The sequence below is a fragment of the Lysinibacillus sp. 10T31 genome (assembly GCF_056394365.1).
Map to the genome: position 1 here is coordinate 82,622 of NZ_JBFTHS010000004.1, position 16,952 is coordinate 99,573.

General features: G+C 38.0%; 14 protein-coding genes. 7 read left to right on the forward strand and 7 right to left on the reverse strand.

The features are described from left to right. Nucleotides 1–4 precede the first annotated feature (4 nt). Nucleotides 5–1,693: a methyl-accepting chemotaxis protein gene (locus AC1DCY_RS03735; protein ID WP_477347553.1), complete on the forward strand. Its 1,689-nt coding sequence runs from the start codon at nucleotides 5–7 to the stop codon at nucleotides 1,691–1,693. 6 nt (nucleotides 1,694–1,699) lie between these two features. Here the strand turns inward: AC1DCY_RS03735 and AC1DCY_RS03740 are convergent, their stop codons facing one another. The 6 genes from AC1DCY_RS03740 to AC1DCY_RS03765 form a co-directional block, all read right to left on the reverse strand. Further along, entirely contained in the window at nucleotides 1,700–1,852 is a 153-nt protein-coding gene (locus AC1DCY_RS03740) for a hypothetical protein (RefSeq protein WP_477347555.1), read from the reverse strand. Nucleotides 1,853–2,021: 169 nt separating this feature from the next. Beyond that, nucleotides 2,022–2,201: a FeoB-associated Cys-rich membrane protein gene (locus tag AC1DCY_RS03745; RefSeq protein ID WP_400723044.1), complete on the reverse strand. Its 180-nt coding sequence runs from the start codon at nucleotides 2,199–2,201 to the stop codon at nucleotides 2,022–2,024. A gap of 10 nt (nucleotides 2,202–2,211) precedes the next feature. Beyond that, nucleotides 2,212–4,191, reverse strand: coding sequence for a ferrous iron transport protein B (gene feoB, locus AC1DCY_RS03750; RefSeq protein ID WP_477347557.1), 1,980 nt, complete (start codon nucleotides 4,189–4,191; stop codon nucleotides 2,212–2,214). Further along, entirely contained in the window at nucleotides 4,188–4,415 is a 228-nt protein-coding gene (locus tag AC1DCY_RS03755; RefSeq protein WP_049663835.1) for a FeoA family protein, read from the reverse strand. The genes feoB and AC1DCY_RS03755 overlap by 4 nt, the downstream gene beginning before the upstream one ends. 517 nt (nucleotides 4,416–4,932) lie before the next feature. Continuing rightward, nucleotides 4,933–5,637: a response regulator transcription factor gene (locus AC1DCY_RS03760; protein ID WP_477347559.1), complete on the reverse strand. Its 705-nt coding sequence runs from the start codon at nucleotides 5,635–5,637 to the stop codon at nucleotides 4,933–4,935. Nucleotides 5,638–5,784: 147 nt separating this feature from the next. Then, entirely contained in the window at nucleotides 5,785–8,505 is a 2,721-nt protein-coding gene (locus AC1DCY_RS03765; RefSeq protein WP_477347561.1) for an ATP-binding protein, read from the reverse strand. A 372-nt stretch (nucleotides 8,506–8,877) separates the two neighbouring features. On the opposite strand from AC1DCY_RS03765, the gene kdpA reads away from it, so the two are divergent. From kdpA to AC1DCY_RS03790, 5 genes are all read left to right on the forward strand, one after another. Continuing rightward, nucleotides 8,878–10,581 (forward strand): potassium-transporting ATPase subunit KdpA, encoded by a 1,704-nt coding sequence (gene kdpA / locus AC1DCY_RS03770; protein WP_477347563.1) that lies wholly within the window; start codon nucleotides 8,878–8,880, stop codon nucleotides 10,579–10,581. A 169-nt stretch (nucleotides 10,582–10,750) separates the two neighbouring features. Further along, nucleotides 10,751–10,996, forward strand: a complete 246-nt coding sequence (locus AC1DCY_RS03775; protein WP_477347565.1) for a hypothetical protein — start codon at nucleotides 10,751–10,753, stop codon at nucleotides 10,994–10,996. Further along, nucleotides 10,972–13,035, forward strand: coding sequence for a potassium-transporting ATPase subunit KdpB (gene kdpB / locus AC1DCY_RS03780; RefSeq protein WP_477347567.1), 2,064 nt, complete (start codon nucleotides 10,972–10,974; stop codon nucleotides 13,033–13,035). Before AC1DCY_RS03775 ends, kdpB begins: the two co-directional genes overlap by 25 nt. 11 nt (nucleotides 13,036–13,046) lie before the next feature. Continuing rightward, nucleotides 13,047–13,685 carry a K(+)-transporting ATPase subunit C gene (gene kdpC, locus AC1DCY_RS03785; RefSeq protein ID WP_477347569.1) on the forward strand — a complete coding sequence of 213 codons (639 nt, stop codon included), beginning with the start codon at nucleotides 13,047–13,049 and terminating at the stop codon, nucleotides 13,683–13,685. An 83-nt stretch (nucleotides 13,686–13,768) separates the two neighbouring features. After that, the gene (locus AC1DCY_RS03790; protein WP_477347571.1) at nucleotides 13,769–13,933 is read left to right on the forward strand and encodes a hypothetical protein; all 165 of its coding nucleotides are present in this window, start codon (nucleotides 13,769–13,771) and stop codon (nucleotides 13,931–13,933) included. A 67-nt stretch (nucleotides 13,934–14,000) separates the two neighbouring features. Here AC1DCY_RS03790 and AC1DCY_RS03795 read toward each other — a convergent pair whose 3' ends face one another. Beyond that, the gene (locus AC1DCY_RS03795; RefSeq protein ID WP_477347573.1) at nucleotides 14,001–15,056 is read right to left on the reverse strand and encodes a 2,3-butanediol dehydrogenase; all 1,056 of its coding nucleotides are present in this window, start codon (nucleotides 15,054–15,056) and stop codon (nucleotides 14,001–14,003) included. A gap of 594 nt (nucleotides 15,057–15,650) precedes the next feature. Between AC1DCY_RS03795 and AC1DCY_RS03800 the strand changes: the two genes are divergently transcribed. Further along, nucleotides 15,651–16,952 carry a DEAD/DEAH box helicase gene (locus AC1DCY_RS03800; RefSeq protein ID WP_477347575.1) on the forward strand — a complete coding sequence of 434 codons (1,302 nt, stop codon included), beginning with the start codon at nucleotides 15,651–15,653 and terminating at the stop codon, nucleotides 16,950–16,952.

The following is a 16,952-nucleotide window of genomic DNA, read 5'->3' on the forward strand; positions in this document are numbered from 1 at the left end:
TTTTGTGACAATTAAAGTTAAAAGTATAGTGTCGTTTGGCCTTATCGTAGTATTAGTTTTAGTTATGGGGGTATTTCAGCAACAAAATGCTAAATCCCAACTAGAGCAAGTACATTTGATGAAAGAAAAAACACTTCAAACGACGTTATTAGCAGATGAGATGAAATTAGCAGTTGTACAGGTTCAACAATATTTGACTGATATTAGTGCTACAAGAGCACTCGATAATTTAGATGATGGATTTGAGCAAGCAGAAAAATATAGCAAAATCTTTATTAAAGATTTGGAGAAAGTAAAAAAAATGCATCCAGAAGACCAGAAAAGATTAGATGCGATTAAAGTAGCGTTTGATGAGTATTATAGTACTGGTCAGAAAATGGCTCATAGCTATATTCAAGGCGGGCCTGAGCTAGGGAATAAATTGATGCTTGATTTTGATACTACATCAATTGAGATTAATGACAAAGTAGATTTGTTTCAACAAGAAAACATTACAGACATGCAAAATTCTTTAGCACATGTTGAAAAGCTGATTGACGATAATAAGCAGTGGTTCTTATGGATGTTCTGCATTATTTTATTGATTTGTGTAGCAGTTGGGATTATATTTGTACGTTCCATCGTTGTTCCCGTCAATAAGTTAACTTCAGCAGCAAAGGTAATTGCAAAAGGAGATTTATGTCAAAAGGATATCGAAGTTAGAGCGAAGGATGAAATTAAAGATTTGGCAGATTCTTTTAATTTGATGAAGTCTAATTTACATTCACTAATACATAGCATGACGGCAAATGTTGAGCATACAACATCAGCAGCTGAAGAATTAGCAGCGAGTACAGAAGAAATTTCAAATTCATCTCATGATATTGCAAACCTGATAGAGAGAATGGCGATTAGTGATAACCAAGCAGCTGTTACTGGTCGTGAATGTTCGATAGCAATGGATGAAACTGCTCAAGGTGTTCAACGTATTGCTGAGGCTACTCAAATGCTTCATTCTAAAGCCGTAGACACACAATCTATTGCAAATGATGGTGAAAAAACGTTGCATATTGCAGAAAACCAAATGTCAATTATCCAACAATCTTCAAATACAACAAATGAACGTATTCAGAAGCTAAGCACGCAATCAGCTGAAATCGTTAATATTACGAAAGTAATTACTGAGATTACTGAGCAAACAAATCTTTTAGCTTTAAATGCTGCGATTGAGGCAGCTCGTGCAGGAGAGCATGGTAAAGGCTTCGCGGTCGTGGCAGATGAAGTACGTAAATTAGCAGAGGAATCCAAAGCTTCTGCCAATCAAATAGTGGATGTAATAGCACTTATTCAGCAAGAAACGAAGGAAGTAGAAAAGGCTGTAAATGTAACAGTGTTGAATGTAGATGAGGGTGTTACATTTATTCAGAATGCCCAAAATGCCTTTGATGGAATTTTAAAAGCGATTGGTGATATGACATCTCAAATCGAGGATGTGTCTGCTTCTACGCAACAAATTTCTGCAAGTACTGAAGAAATGGCAGCATCGGTCAATGAAATGTCCTCTTCTTCCAATTATGCTGCACAGCAATCTGAAACAATAGCAACGACAATAGAAGAGCAAACTGCGACTATTCAGGAAATAAATGCTGTTGCAAGGGCATTAAGTGCAGAAGCGGTGTCTGTGAAGGAAGAAATCAATAAATTTAAAGTTTAAGGCTTATTACCATAACGTGGAGTTGATTTCCGTTGCGGCTGGGCGCTTTGTCGCTGACGCTTCGCTTTCGCGCAGATAAAACATTTGTTGCTGTCGCTTCGCTTTCGCACAGAGCAAAGCTTCCTGGGGGCGTCCAGCCTGCACTCCAAGGGTATACACATTAAAAAATGTCATCACTACATTGGCTGTAGAGTAATCTTTCTCTAGTACATTACTAAATACTTGAGCTTTAGAACAAAATCCTTCAATCTAAAAGCACACAAAAAAGCGAGGTAGTTCCCAATGGAATTTTCCATTGGGAATTACCTCGCTATATTTTCATACAAATTTATTTAGTAGTAAAATCTTTAAGTTTAGAAGGAGGGGCACAGACGTTAGAGGAACAACTCTTCTGTAATGAGCATGATGCGCATTTGCCCTTTTTCTGTTTCTTAATGCTCTTATATAAGGTAATACCTGCATAGCCAAATATAATGGAACCGATTAAGATATTAATCAATAAAGTCATTCTTTACACCTCACATGAATAAGTTCCCGATACCATAAATCATAAGTGCAATAATATAAGCTACAACAAATGGGTATATTGTTGCAAATACAGTCCATTTCACAGACTGTGTTTCCCGTTTTATTGCGCCTACTGTTGCTAAACAAGGCATATACAGTAATACAAAGGCCAAGAATGTATAAGCGCTTAAAGGAGTAAAATGTGTTGTCATCGTAGAGGATAAGACACCTTCACTTACGCCATAAATAATCGCCATTGTCGAAACAATCACTTCTTTTGCCAGGAATCCAGCAATAAGGGATGCACCGGCTTGCCATGTTCCAAAGCCAAGCGGGATAAACAACACACCAAAAGCGCCACCGATAATTGCTAAAAAGCTATCATCCATATTGACATTAGCGCCGTGTGGTCCTAAATAAGAAAGAAGCCAAATAATCACGGAGCCGGCAAAGATAATAGTACCAGCTTTGCGGAAAAATCCTTTTCCTTTTTCCCAAGTAGAACGCCAAAGTGTTTTAAGCTGTGGTACATGATAGGCTGGTAATTCAACAATAAAAACTGAAGTTTCATTTTTCAAAATCGTCATTGATAATATTTTTGTCACAATAAGCGCTATCACTATACCCATTACATATAGGGAGAACACCACTAACGATTGATGTTGAGAAAAGAATGCTGCACCGAACAAAGCATATACAGGTAACCTTGCTGAGCAACTCATAAACGGAGCAACAAGAATTGTTAATAGTCGTTCTCGTGGCTGTTCAATTGTTCTCGCAGCCATTACACCTGGAACATTACATCCAAAGCTTACAATCATCGGAATAAAGGCTTTGCCGTTTAAGCCGAAAAATTCCATAAGGCGATCCATTACAACAGCAATTCTCGCCATATACCCTGAATCTTCTAATAGTGAAATAAAGAAAAATAGTACAAAGATTTGTGGAATGAAAACTAAAACACCGCCAACACCCGCAATGATCCCATCACATATTAAATGAACAATAAAAGGAGCTGCACCAATAGCTTCTAAGCCCTGAGTAACAGTATCTGTAAGAGGGCCTCCTACAATGCCATCCAGGAAATCAGAAAGCGGGGTACCGATCCAGGCAAACGTTGCTTGAAACATTAAAAACATAAGCGCTAAGAAAATCGGAACACCTAAAATTGGATGTGTTAGAATTTTATCAACTTTCTCTGACCATTGTATTTCACTTTTCTCTTGTATAATTACTTCGCTATAGATGTTAGAAATATATAAATCACGTTTTTTAGCTATAGCTTTATTTAATGGTTCTCCTACTTGCTTCTCTAAAGCATCTCGCATAGCAGCTAGTTTTTCAAAGTAATCCTTTTCTTTCAAATAAGCCTCGACGGCTTCATTTCCTATTAAAAATTGAATAGTACACCATCTTCTTTGTTCTTCAGGAACATACTGTAACAATGCTTCAATTTTTGAGATGCCTTCTTCAATTAAGTCACCATAGGCTAATGTAAAACGGTGTTGAGTACGATCGGAGGCTTGAATAGCAGTATAAATACCTTCGACACCTTTACCAGTACGAGCGCTTATTGGAATAACAGGTACTCCCAAAGAACTCTGTAATTTTTCGACATCAATTGAAATGCCTTTCTTTTTCGCTACGTCAATCATATTTAAACAGATGAAAACAGGCTTTCTAAGTTCAAGTATATCTACTGTTAATTGCATATTTCGTTCGAAATTAGAGGCATCGATAATATTTAAAATTCCATCTACCTGATCTTCCAGTAAAAATGAAGTAACAACACTCTCATCTTTTGAAATAGGGTTAAGCGTATATACACCAGGTAAATCAATTATTTCTTTTTGTAGTTTTTTTACTTGTCCTACTTTTTTTTCAACGGTTACACCACTCCAATTGCCAACGTATTCATAAGAATTTGTCAACGTGTTGAACAATGATGTTTTACCGATATTAGGGTTTCCTATTAAAGCTAATCTACTCATACTTGTTCGACCTTTATATCCATTAAATCTTTTTTTCTAAGCCCGATTTTCTGACCTTGACATTCCAATATGCAAGCTCCAGAAAACCATCCTTTTTGGACCATACAAACTTGACAGCCTTCTTTTATTCCAAAAGCATTTAATCGTTTACATAAAAGAGAGTCAATTTGTTGTAGATCTTTCACTTTAACTTTTTCACCTAATTGAACAGCGTGAAGGTTCATAAGATCTACCTACTTTCTTGTGAGTGATAATCATTATCAAATAAATATTATCATTTTTTATTCAGTCAATCAATAATAAGTTTACCGTTTAACTTCTTTCAGCAAGTGTTTTATGTATCGTAAGTGAAAAGGCAGTTACAAATGTCTTTTGTAACGAAAGCAAAGCGTCAGCTATAGATGTTTTATGTACCGAAAGAGTAGCGACAGGTACAAATGTTTTATGTACCGAAAGAGTAGCGACAGGTACAAATGTTTTATGTACCGAAAGAGTAGCGACAGGTACAGAAGTCTCCCGCCTTTATAATGGTGAAATGAAGCCGGGTTTAAGTTACTTTTCAGCGGATGTCCAAACATCCGCTCTCGAGTTGTTGCTGCCGCTTCGCTTTCGCACAGATAAAACCTTTTGCTGCCGCTACGTTAGCACTGCGCTTTCGCGAAAGCAAAGCGACAGCTACAATTATGCCGAGGCATAATTGTTAGTAATATTGGAATAGCAAAGTTAATTCAAGATCGAACCTTATTCTTCATCGTGACAACGAAGCATTCTGTACCCAACGCGGACATGTGTCTGGATTAACTTTGGGTTAGCTGGATTGTTCTCTATTTTCTTTCGAAGAGTAGCCATAAAAACTCTTAGACTTGGAACATCTGATTGAAGTGCGTTGTGCCAAATTTCCTTTAAAATAAAATTATGCGTTAAAACTTTGCCGACATGCTTTGATAAAATAACCAAGAGCTTATATTCAATAGGCGTCAAATGTACTTCTTTTTCATTTACAAACACTGTATTTGCCGGGTAGTTTATTTGTAAATGACCATTTACAAAGACAGAGGGTTCATTTTCTTGCTGATGCTCAAATGACATTCTTCGCAAAGCTACTCGAATTCGTGCTAATAGCTCTTCAACACCGAAAGGCTTTGTAACATAATCGTCTGCACCCGCATCTAAAGCATTGATTTTATCGTGCTCTTCGCCACGTGCACTAACTACGATAATAGGTGTTTGAGTCCAACTTCTAATTTTCGTAATAAGCTCTACACCGTCTATGTCTGGTAGTCCTAAATCCAATATAAAAACGTCTGGATTCATGGCAAGTGCCTTTTGTAGAGCACTATTACCATCTCTGGCAATGTCAAATTCATATTGCTGAGTAGCTAATGTCATTTTAATTAAATTGCCAATGGCTATATCATCTTCTACTACTAGAATTCGTTTATTCATCGAATTTCATTACTCCTTTTTGGTGCATCACCATCGTGTAGGATTGATTTCCATTACGACTGGGCGCTTTCCTAGGGGCGTCTGATTGATTTCACCAAGAAGTCGCCCAGTCTTCGCTTCAACTTACTTATATACATGGCATGCGTTTTAACAAATGTCATCCCCAACTTTTGATGATAAGCTTCCTTTTTTAAGTGAAAAATTAAAAGTCGTTCCTTTTGGTTTATTATCCGAAACTGTTATTTCACTACCATGTAATTTTAATATAGTTTGACATAGAGCCAAGCCTAATCCTAAGCCTCTTCGACTATCGCTACGCTGTACTTTTCCGGTTGTAAATGGTTCAAAAAGGGTGGTTTTTATAGCATCATCAATGCCAGGTCCATTATCTGCAATGCTAAAGTGTACGAAACGTTCAGATTCTTTGACCTTTATAGTAATAACACTGCCTGAAGGTGTATAGGTCAATGCATTATCAATAATATTAATTAGAACTTGAATAATCAGTCGTGCATCCATTACAGCAAACAAAAATTCTGGTTCAATATGATAGGATATTTCATGTGTATTGTTTAGACGAACGACATGCGTTAGTGCCTCTTGAATAATATCTTCTACAAGTTCCAATTGCATCTCCATTGCAAATTGTCCGTCTTCTAATTTAGACACAGCAAGTAAGTTTTCAACCATTTGTACAAGCCATTTCGAATTTTTATAAATATCCTCATATATTTTACTTTTTTCATCCTCTCGAATTTGAGAAACACTGGATAATAATATCTCTGCATTACCAGAAATAGCAGTTAGCGGTGTTCTTAAATCATGAGAAACTGCGCGCAAAAGGTTTGCTCGCATTTGTTCCATTTCAGCTTCTCTAGCTACTTCTACATTGAGTTTTTGTAAATACCATTTATCAAGTGCGAATGAAAAATCATTTATAATGGCATGCAAAATATTACGTTCAAATGCAGGTAATGGTGATTGCTTTGAAAGGGCAACACCGATAACACCTTTAACACTCCCATTTGAAATAACCGGTAAATAGTAGGCATTCACTTCAGGAAATATATCAGTGGATACGCCTGCTACATGCTTATTATTGATAACCCAGCTTACTACACCATGCTCATTCGGATTCTCGAAGAGGGATGCTATCTTCTTATTTTCAATATTAGATATGCTCTCGGTACGGAAAAAAATAGAGTTCACAATTAAGTTATTTTCTATCTCAAAAAATTGTACTGGTTTTTCTACTAATTTAACGATTTGTGACATGCCTTCCATAATAATTTCTTCTATTGACTTAGCATGTTGTAGCCTACGATTTGTATCAAGGAGTACCTCCATTCGATAAGATTTACGAACAGCTACAATGGTTTGTTCCTTTATTTTTTTCGTTAGGCTACTTGTAATGAATCCTGAAAGGAACATGATCACAAAGGTCATCGGATAGTCGCGATGATAGGCGTTAAATGAAAATCGTGGTTCTGTAAAAAAATAATTAAAAAGCAGTACGGCTATGATGGAGCTAATAATGCTCATCATCCATCCTGATGACCAAATGGCAAGAATTAAGACACCTAAAATGTAGATAGTGATGATGTTCGAGTCGCTGACGCCGATTGTGTAAAAATATAGCCCAACAACTGATACTATGCCAAACACTACTGCCATTTTTAATAAGTCAAGCCATTCAAATGATAGCTTATTTTTTACAGTAGGGAAGTAGAATTGTTCATTTTCTTGATCCGGGACTATATGTATGGCTAAATTCGGCACAAATTCGTTGAGTCGATCACTGATTTTTGTGTTTGGTCGCCACCATTTTTTTCTCATGCTAGTTCTACCAATGACTAATTTAGTGACACCACTAATTTGTGCATAGTTGGCAAGGGCAGCAGCTACATCATCTTCCTGAACGATTACGACATGACCACCAAGCTGTTCAACAAGCTTTATATGCTGCTGAAGTCGTTCGGAATTTGCGTTATTCCTAACTTGTTCTTGGATGTTTTGAACGTAAAGAGCTGTAAATTTCCCATGTAATGCTTGCGCTAGTCGTGCGGTAGTTCGAATAACCTTGGCATTCGTAGGAGAGCTACTAATACCAACAAGTAAATGCTCTTCGATTTGTACATGATGCTTTATAGATTCGTCGTTGTTTACCTGCTTATAGTTAATCGTATCTGCGGCTCTCCGTAATGCAATTTCTCGAAGTGATACTAAATTTTGTTTACGAAAAAAAGATTGCAACGCTTTTTCAGCTTGTTGTTTTACATAAATTTTGCCTTCTTGTAGGCGTTGAATTAACTCATCTGGTTCAATATCAACAATTTTTATTTGTGCGGCTTGATCAATTAAATAATCTGGAATACGCTCCCGTACTTTTATCCCGGTTATTTCTTCAACTATATCGTGTAGGCTTTCAATATGTTGAATATTTACGGTTGTATAGACATGAATACCTTTTGCAAGTAATTCCTCCACATCTCCAAAACGTTTCTTGTGACGCATTGTCGGAACATTGGTATGTGCCAATTCATCAATAATGACAATTTCCGGTTTGCGCTTTAGTACTTCATCAATATCTAATTCCTGAAAAGGTTTTCCTTTATAAATTATTTTTTTCGTAGGGATTTGCTCAAGTCCCTCGAGTAAAGCAAACGTATCTGGACGAGGATGTGGTTCTACATAGCCAACTACCACATCTTTACCAAGTTTTTGTGCTTGATGTGCTGCATCTAGCATTGCATAAGTTTTACCTACTCCAGCAGCATAACCAAGAAAGATCTTGAGCTTCCCTACAAATTGTTCTTCCTGTTGAAGCCTCGCTAAAAACGTCTCTGGAGTTGGACGTGTATTTTCCATCCTCTTTCACCTCATTTGTATTATAGCGTTATCTTCCATTAAGAAAGTATTAAGATTTTCCCTCTTTATAGTTTCTTAATAGGAAAAGCGATTTCCTAACACTACATTAATTTGAAAGTCAGTATGATGAGAGCATCCAAATAAAGGAGGGTGCTCGATTGATGGACTTTTGGATGATTGGCTTACTTATCATAAGCTTTGCATGTCTTTATGCGTTAACAGCTTGGTGCTTCAAGCTGGTCGATGAAAAGTAGGGAGGAATGAAAAATGTGGATTGTTATGGGGATAGTACTTGTGTTCCTTTTCGGTTATCTAGGGCATGCATTACTTTATCCTGAAAACTATTAATAGGCTTGTAGGAGGTATTGCGGTATGTGGCAAATCGCCATCGTATTAATTATTTCTTTACCAATCGTTATTTTAGCTGGTCACTATTTATTTAGGGTGACAATGCAACAAAAAACATGGCTTGATCCAATATTGGACAGATTTGATGCCGTTATTTATAAATTATGTGGCATTAAGCAAGTAGATATGACGGGTAAACAGTATGTACTTTCATTAATTTTGTCGAACGCCTTTATGGTGTTCATTGGATACGTTCTTTTACGAATTCAAGCTATGTTGTTTTTAAACCCAAATGAGATTGACAATATGGAAGCAACACTTTCATTTAATACCATAATTTCATTTATGACGAATACAAATCTTCAGCACTATAGTGGCGAATCAGGACTAAGTTATTTATCACAAATGCTAATCATTATCTTTATGATGTTTACATCTGCAGCTACTGGTTATGCGGCTTGTATGGCGTTCTGCCGTCGTCTTGTTGCTAAAACTGACACTATTGGTAATTTCTTTGTGGATTTTGTGCGTGTTATCACACGTGTGTTAATGCCTATATCTATTGTTGTGGCCATTATTTTAGTATCTCAAGGTACACCACAAACCTTGAGTGCGAATAAAACTGTACAAACAATAGAAGGTAAATTACAAGATATTGCACTTGGACCTGTAGCTTCTCTTGAATCTATCAAGCATATAGGAACAAATGGTGGTGGCTTCAATGGAGCGAATTCAACAACACCTTTTGAAAATCCAACGGTCATTTCTAATATTGTGGAAATGTTATCTATGATGCTATTACCAGGTGCTTGTGTAGTGGCCTTTAGTTTAATGGTTGTATATGGAAAAAGGAAAACGATATTTGGAAAGCAAGGGCTAGCCATTTTTGCGGCAATGAGTGCGCTGTTCCTAGTCGGATTGGTGACGGTATATGTTGCGGAGAGAGCTGGTAATCCAATCATTAGTGAGCTCGGAATTGCACAGGATCTAGGAAGTATGGAAGGAAAAGAGATGCGCTTTGGGGTGGCCCAATCAGCGTTATTTACGACAGTGACCACTGCTTTTACAACGGGATCTGTCAACAATATGCATGATACATTAACGCCGCTTGGTGGTCTTGTACCGATGTTTAATATGATGCTAAATGTTGTGTTTGGAGGCAAGGGAGTCGGCCTGATGAACATGATGATGTATGTGTTACTAACAATTTTTATCGCCTGTTTGATGATTGGTCGAACACCTCAATTTTTAGGTAAGAAAATTGAGGAGAAGGAAATGAAGCTAATTGCGCTCTGTATTCTCATCCATCCTGCTATTATTTTGCTATTTTCAGCGCTTGCGGTACTAACACCGTCAGGAGTAGCAGCCATAACGAATCCGGGGGCACATGGTTTATCTCAAGTTCTATATGAATTTGCCTCTGCCTCTGCAAATAATGGCTCAGGTTTTGAGGGATTAGCTGACAACTCAACATTTTGGAATGTGACGACAGGGCTTGCCATGTTCTTCGGACGTTATTTGACGATTATTATTCAACTAGCAATAGCGTCTCTACTTGCGAAAAAAATGTTTCACAGTGACTCGGTGGGAACATTGAAAACAGATAATACTATTTTTACATTTTTACTTGTAGCTATCGTTTTAATGATTGGTGCTCTTACATTTTTACCGGCATTAGCACTCGGGCCAATTACGGAGCACTTACAACTTTATCTTCATTCAGCTTAAGATTCCCGCCTCTGAATGTAGTGAGATGAATGCGGATGTGGTTTCTTTTAAATAACTACTGAAATAGAGGAACTCAGTCTAAGAACGCCACGTCCTGTGGCATTACGGAAATGACCGACATCTTGTCGGCCCTCGTGCAGGCCTGGGCACAATTCAAAATCCGGACGCATTGTTTATCTGTAGCGAAAGCAAAGCGGCAGCTACAAATGTTTWCTGTAGCGAAAGCRAAGCGRCAGCTACAAATGTTTTCTGCGCGAAAGCGAAGCGTCAGCGGCAAATGTTTACTGTAGCGAAAGCGAAGCGGCAGCTACAAATGTTTTCTGCGCGAAAGCGAAGCGTCAGCGGCAATTACGCCAAGGCGAAATTGATTTTTAATAAGGAGCGACACCTATGGAAACAGCAAGAAAAGGTTTGATGACGGGCGATATGCTAAAAAGCTCGATTATAGATGCTTTAAAGAAATTTAGTCCAGTATATATGTTGAAAAATCCTGTTATGTTTGTAGTAGAAGTAGGATTTGTGTTTGTCCTGCTATTAACCCTCTTTCCGAATATGTTTGGTAGTGAAGTAGGAGTACATGATCGATTATATAATGCGATCGTCGCTGTCATTCTTTTTGTAACCATTCTATTTGCAAACTTTGCTGAGTCGATTGCTGAAGGACGAGGGAAAGCACAGGTTCAAACGTTAAAAAATACTAAAACAGTGACACAGGCTCGTGTCTTACTTAGTGATGGCTCTGAAATACTTAAACAAGCACATGAATTAAAGAAAGGTGATATTGTTTTAGTTCAGGCAGGAGAGGTTATTCCAAATGATGGAGAAGTCATCGAAGGAATTGCTACTGTGGATGAATCGGCGATAACAGGTGAATCTGCCCCTGTTGTAAAGGAGCGGGGTGGAGACTTTTCATCAGTTACAGGTGGTACAACGGTTACGAGTGACTGGCTGATGATTGAAATTACCTCGATGCCTGGCGAATCATTTTTAGATAAAATGATCACGCTCATTGAAGGAGCCAGTCGTAAAAAAACGCCAAATGAGATAGCACTCAACACACTTTTAGTAAGCTTAACGATTATTTTCTTATTAGTTGTTGTGACGCTCTATCCAATGACAACGTATTTAAATGTACCGATTTCTATCGCAACGTTAATTGCACTTACAGTTTGTTTAATTCCTACAACCATTGGTGGATTATTATCGGCAATCGGTATTGCAGGAATGGATAGAGTTACTCAGTTTAATGTTATTGCGATGTCTGGAAGAGCCGTAGAGGCGTGTGGAGATGTAGATACATTAATTTTAGATAAAACTGGAACGATTACTTATGGAAATCGCATGGCAGCAGAATTTCTTCCGGTAAAAGGGGTGGAAAGTAAAGATTTAATGCAAGCTGCATGGCTTAGTTCTTTAACAGATGATACACCTGAAGGAAAGTCTATTTTGTCACTTGCTTGTGAATTAGGAGTGAATACTGACGATGAAGAATACGTTATCAAGTCAAGTGAACATATTCCCTTTACCGCACAGACTCGTATGAGTGGTTTGGATATGAAGGATGGCACAAAAATTCGAAAAGGAGCCTATGATACGATAAAAAAAGAGAGCTTAAAAGCAGGTCATAGTATTCCTACAAATTTGGAACAGCTGATTCAACAAGTATCTTCTGTTGGCGGGACACCACTTGTAGTAGCGTTAAACGATAAAATTTTAGGTGTCATTTACTTAAAGGATGTCGTAAAGGCAGGACTCAAGGAACGCTTTGATCAGCTTCGAGCAATGGGTATTAAAACGATCATGTGTACAGGAGATAATCCATTAACCGCAGCAGCTATCGCAAAGGAAGCAGGTGTGGACAGCTTTATAGCAGAAAGTAAGCCAGAAGACAAAATTCAAGTTATTAAAGATGAGCAGGCTCAAGGGAAAGTAGTAGCTATGACAGGGGACGGAACAAATGATGCCCCAGCATTAGCACAAGCTAACGTAGGTCTTGCCATGAATTCGGGAACGAACGCTGCAAAGGAAGCTGCGAACATGGTCGATTTAGATTTAAATCCTACTAAAATTATTGAAGTTGTAGAGATAGGGAAGCAGTTGCTCATGACGAGAGGTGCGTTAACGACTTTCAGTATTGCAAATGATATCGCAAAGTATTTTGCCATTATTCCAGCTATGCTAATGGTCGCTGTACCAGAAATGGGGACATTAAACATTATGCATCTCAATTCGCCATCTAGTGCGATTATTTCTGCTTTAATTTTTAACGCAGTGATTATACCACTATTAATACCTATTGCAATGAAGGGTGTAAAGTATGAGCCGATGAGTGCTGCAAAATTATTAAATAAAAACTTACTTGTTTATGGTGTTGGCGGAATTATCGCTCCCTTTATCGGCATTAAGTTGATTGATTTACTAGTTGGGCCACTATTCCATACGTTTGGTTTATAGGAGGAAGGTACATGCGGAAATTTTTTGAGAACTCAAAGCAAGCATTTTTAATGACATTAACAATGTTCGTTTTATGTGGTTTTATATACCCATTTGCAGTGACTGCATTAGCTCAAGGGTTATTTCATCATAAAGCAAATGGCAGTTTAATAGAAGCGGATGGTGAAGCTGTTGGTTCAGAATTAATCGGTCAAGCTTTCACTGCACCACACTATTTCTGGGGGCGTGTCTCCTCTGTTAACTATAATGTCTATACGAAAGAGGATACGATCCCAGACGAAAATGGCCAGGTGAACTATAGTGGTGTTAGCTCTGGAACGTTTAACTATGCACCATCCAACCCGGAATTAAAGAAACGGATAGAAGCAGATATCGAGAAGTTTTTACTAGCAAACCCATCCGTAAAACGACAAGACATACCCGCTGATTTAATGACCGCTTCAGGCTCAGGTTTGGATCCACATATTAGTGTGAAGGCTGCAGAAATACAAGTCGAACGAATTGCTCAAGCAAGTAGGCTTTCGAAGGATGAGATTGAAAAAATTATAGAAGCAAATACAGAAAAACGTACATTAGGGATTTTTGGAGAAAACAAGGTGAACTTCCTAATGGCTAATCTGGATATTATGAAGAAAATGGAGAGGAAATAGGTTCATTACCTAAAGGTGGGGTGACATTTATTAATAGATTTACCTTGTATATAAGTTGATTGGAGTGGAGACTGGGCGACTCCTTGGGGATTAGCGTCACAGATGAGACCCTGGAGCGAGCAGCGCGAGTGAAGCGGCTCATCGGACGCCCCCAGGAAGCTTTGCTCTGTGCGAAAGCGAAGCGTCAGCAACAAAGCGCCCAGTCGGAACGGAAATCAACCCTACGTTATGATGATGATGAGAAATAGAAGGAGAACAACAAATTGAAAAACAGGTAGAGAAGCTATTTTCTCTACCTGTCTCTATATAAATAAATTAAGCTTGTGAATTTACAAGAATTTTAATATGGTTTCGCTCTTTCATTAGTGCCTCGAAGCCTTCTGTTACGACTTCATTAAGAGCAATTCGTTTCGTTACAAGTTTCTCAGCAGGGAAGTAGCCTTGTTTCATTAATTCCATAACTGCTGGGAAAATATCGCGATAAGCAATAATCCCTTTTACAGAACGCTCTGTCAGTACGATATTGTTTGGCAGAATAGAAGCTTCAGTTTCCCAAATAGAAACGATAATTGTTTCACCTTCAAATGTTGTTGAATCAATAGCTTGCTGTAATACTACAGGAACACCAGTCACTTCAAATGCAACATCTACGCCACCATTTGTTAATTCATGTAGTCGAGCTACTGCATCCTCATCTTTAGGATTAATAACTGCTGTTGCGCCCAGCTCCAATGCTTTAGCAGCACGCTCTGCCGAAAGCTCTACCGCATAAATTTCGGCTGCTCCAGCTGCACGCAATGCCTCGATAACAAGAAGCCCGATTGGCCCAGTACCAAAGACAGCCGCCGTATCGCCAGCTTTTAGTTTACTTTGACGAACTGCATGTAATGCTACTGCCGCTGGTTCAACAAGTGCACCTTGTTCGTAGGAAAGACCCTCTGGCATTTTATGTACCATTTTTTCATCTACCATTGTATATTCAGAGAAACCTCCGCCACCGCCAGAAAGACCGTGGAAGCCTAAGTGCTTACAAATATTGTATTTCCCTTTTTTACAAGCGGCACATTCGCCACATGCAAGAATAGGTTCTACAACTACAGGATCTCCAACTTGTACCGTTGTAACACCTTCGCCAATTTCTACTACTTCACCAGAAAACTCATGTCCCATAACAATTGGTGCAATATCTTTACTTACATAGTGAGGTTGTTCTACTGGAATGAATATTGGGCCAGCTGCGTATTCATGTAAATCACTACCACAAATTCCTGTCCAATGTACTTTAATTTTTACTTTTCCAGTTGAAATTACTGGTTCTTCAATGTTTTCTACACGGATGTCTTTTGCTTTGTACCATCTTGCTGCTTTCATGATAAGTCAACCTCCTCTAGTATCTTACATTTTTATCGTAACATATGGAAATTCTGCAAGGCATTAGTTAACAATGAATTGCCATAAAAAATACTAATTCTTGTTCTTCTTTTCGACAAAATATAAATAAAGTGTATCGAAAAAACAAAGGTTGATGTTCACTCCGAGTAGTGTTTTTCGCGCAAGCTCATCTCGAAGGAGTCGTCACTCTCCATGAGTCCATCATTATAATAAGTAGCAAACTGAATCAAAATATTATTAATTTTTACATACTTAGAAAATATCGACTAAATTATATTGAAAACTCATCCTAGAAGAAAACGAGTCAATTTCGACGTTCCTCACAAAATGGGAATGTCGAAGTCTTATGATTACATTACTAAACAACTTTATGCAATTAGGAGTAGCGTTTGTCTAAAGGTCTGAATGCTTTTTTTTATTGCATATTCACAGTATTTCGAGTAACTTTGATAAGGGCTTCGCTACAGCCATGATAAAAGTATAAAATTATGTTCATGCTTGAGATAATAGGACGTTAATATACCTGGAGTTCGAATCATGATACAATGTGAAAGATGTTAGGAGGAACGAATTATGTCAAAATATACTGATTATAATTTTCAGCCATTTTTGCAGGACGCAATTGCAAGACTTGGCTTTACAGAACCAACGCCGATTCAAAAGGAAATCATTCCGCTACTATTAAAAGGAAAGAGTGCAATCGGACAAGCGCATACAGGAACGGGAAAAACACATAGTTTTTTAATTCCGATTGTGCAACGAATTAATGCTGACAAGCAGGAAGTACAAGCTGTTATTACGTCACCTACACGTGAGCTTGCACAACAAATATTTGATGCGTTAAATCAATTAATAGAAGGAACAACTATTCAAGCGAAACTATTTATTGGAGGTACGGACAAACAACGCTCCATTGATAAGTTAAAAACGCAACCACAAATTGTTGTCGGGACGCCAGGACGTATTCGTGATCTCGTTTCAGCGCAAGCGTTATTTGTGCATACGGCATCAATTTTAGTAGTTGACGAGGCAGATTTAGCCTTCGATATGGGCTTTATAGAGGAAATCGATGGTTTTGCTTCCCAAATGCCAGAAAACCTTGAAATGTTTGTATTCTCAGCAACAATTCCAGAAAAGCTTCAGCCTTTCTTAAAAAAATATATGGAAGCACCTGTTCATATCCATATGAACGATAAACGCCCGGTCGCAGAAGGAATTGACTTTGTGCTTGTACCAGTGCGTTCTAAATCACGTAACAAACGTTTGTTGGAAGTTATTGAAGGAATCAATCCATTTTTAGCAGTAATTTTCACCAACACACGTAAAACAGCAGAGCATGTTGCTGGCTACTTAAATGAAAATGGGATTCGCTGTGGTCAAATACATGGTGACTTAAGTCCACGTGATCGTAAGAAGATGATGAAGCAAATTCGAGAATTGGACTATCAATATATCGTTGCAACAGATCTTGCAGCGCGTGGTATTGATATTCAAGGAATTTCACATGTCATTAACTACGAAATTCCAGAGGACTTAGAATTCTTTATTCACCGTGTGGGACGTACAGCGCGTGCAGGGAATAAAGGAACTGCTATCACGTTGTTTGAGCCATCAGATGAGGATGCAGTAGTACGTGTTGAGAAGATGGGCATTCCATTTGTTCAAAAAGACGTAAAAGATGGCGAATGGTCTGAACTAAAAGAACGCCATGCACGTAAAAATCGTGTGAAGCATGAAAATGAAATCGATGCAAAAGCAAAGTCATTAGTACGTAAGCCGAAAAAAGTAAAACCAGGCTACAAGCGTAATATGAAATGGGAAATGGAAAAAGTTAAAAAACGTGAACGTCGTTTAAAAGCTCGCGGTAAAAAATAA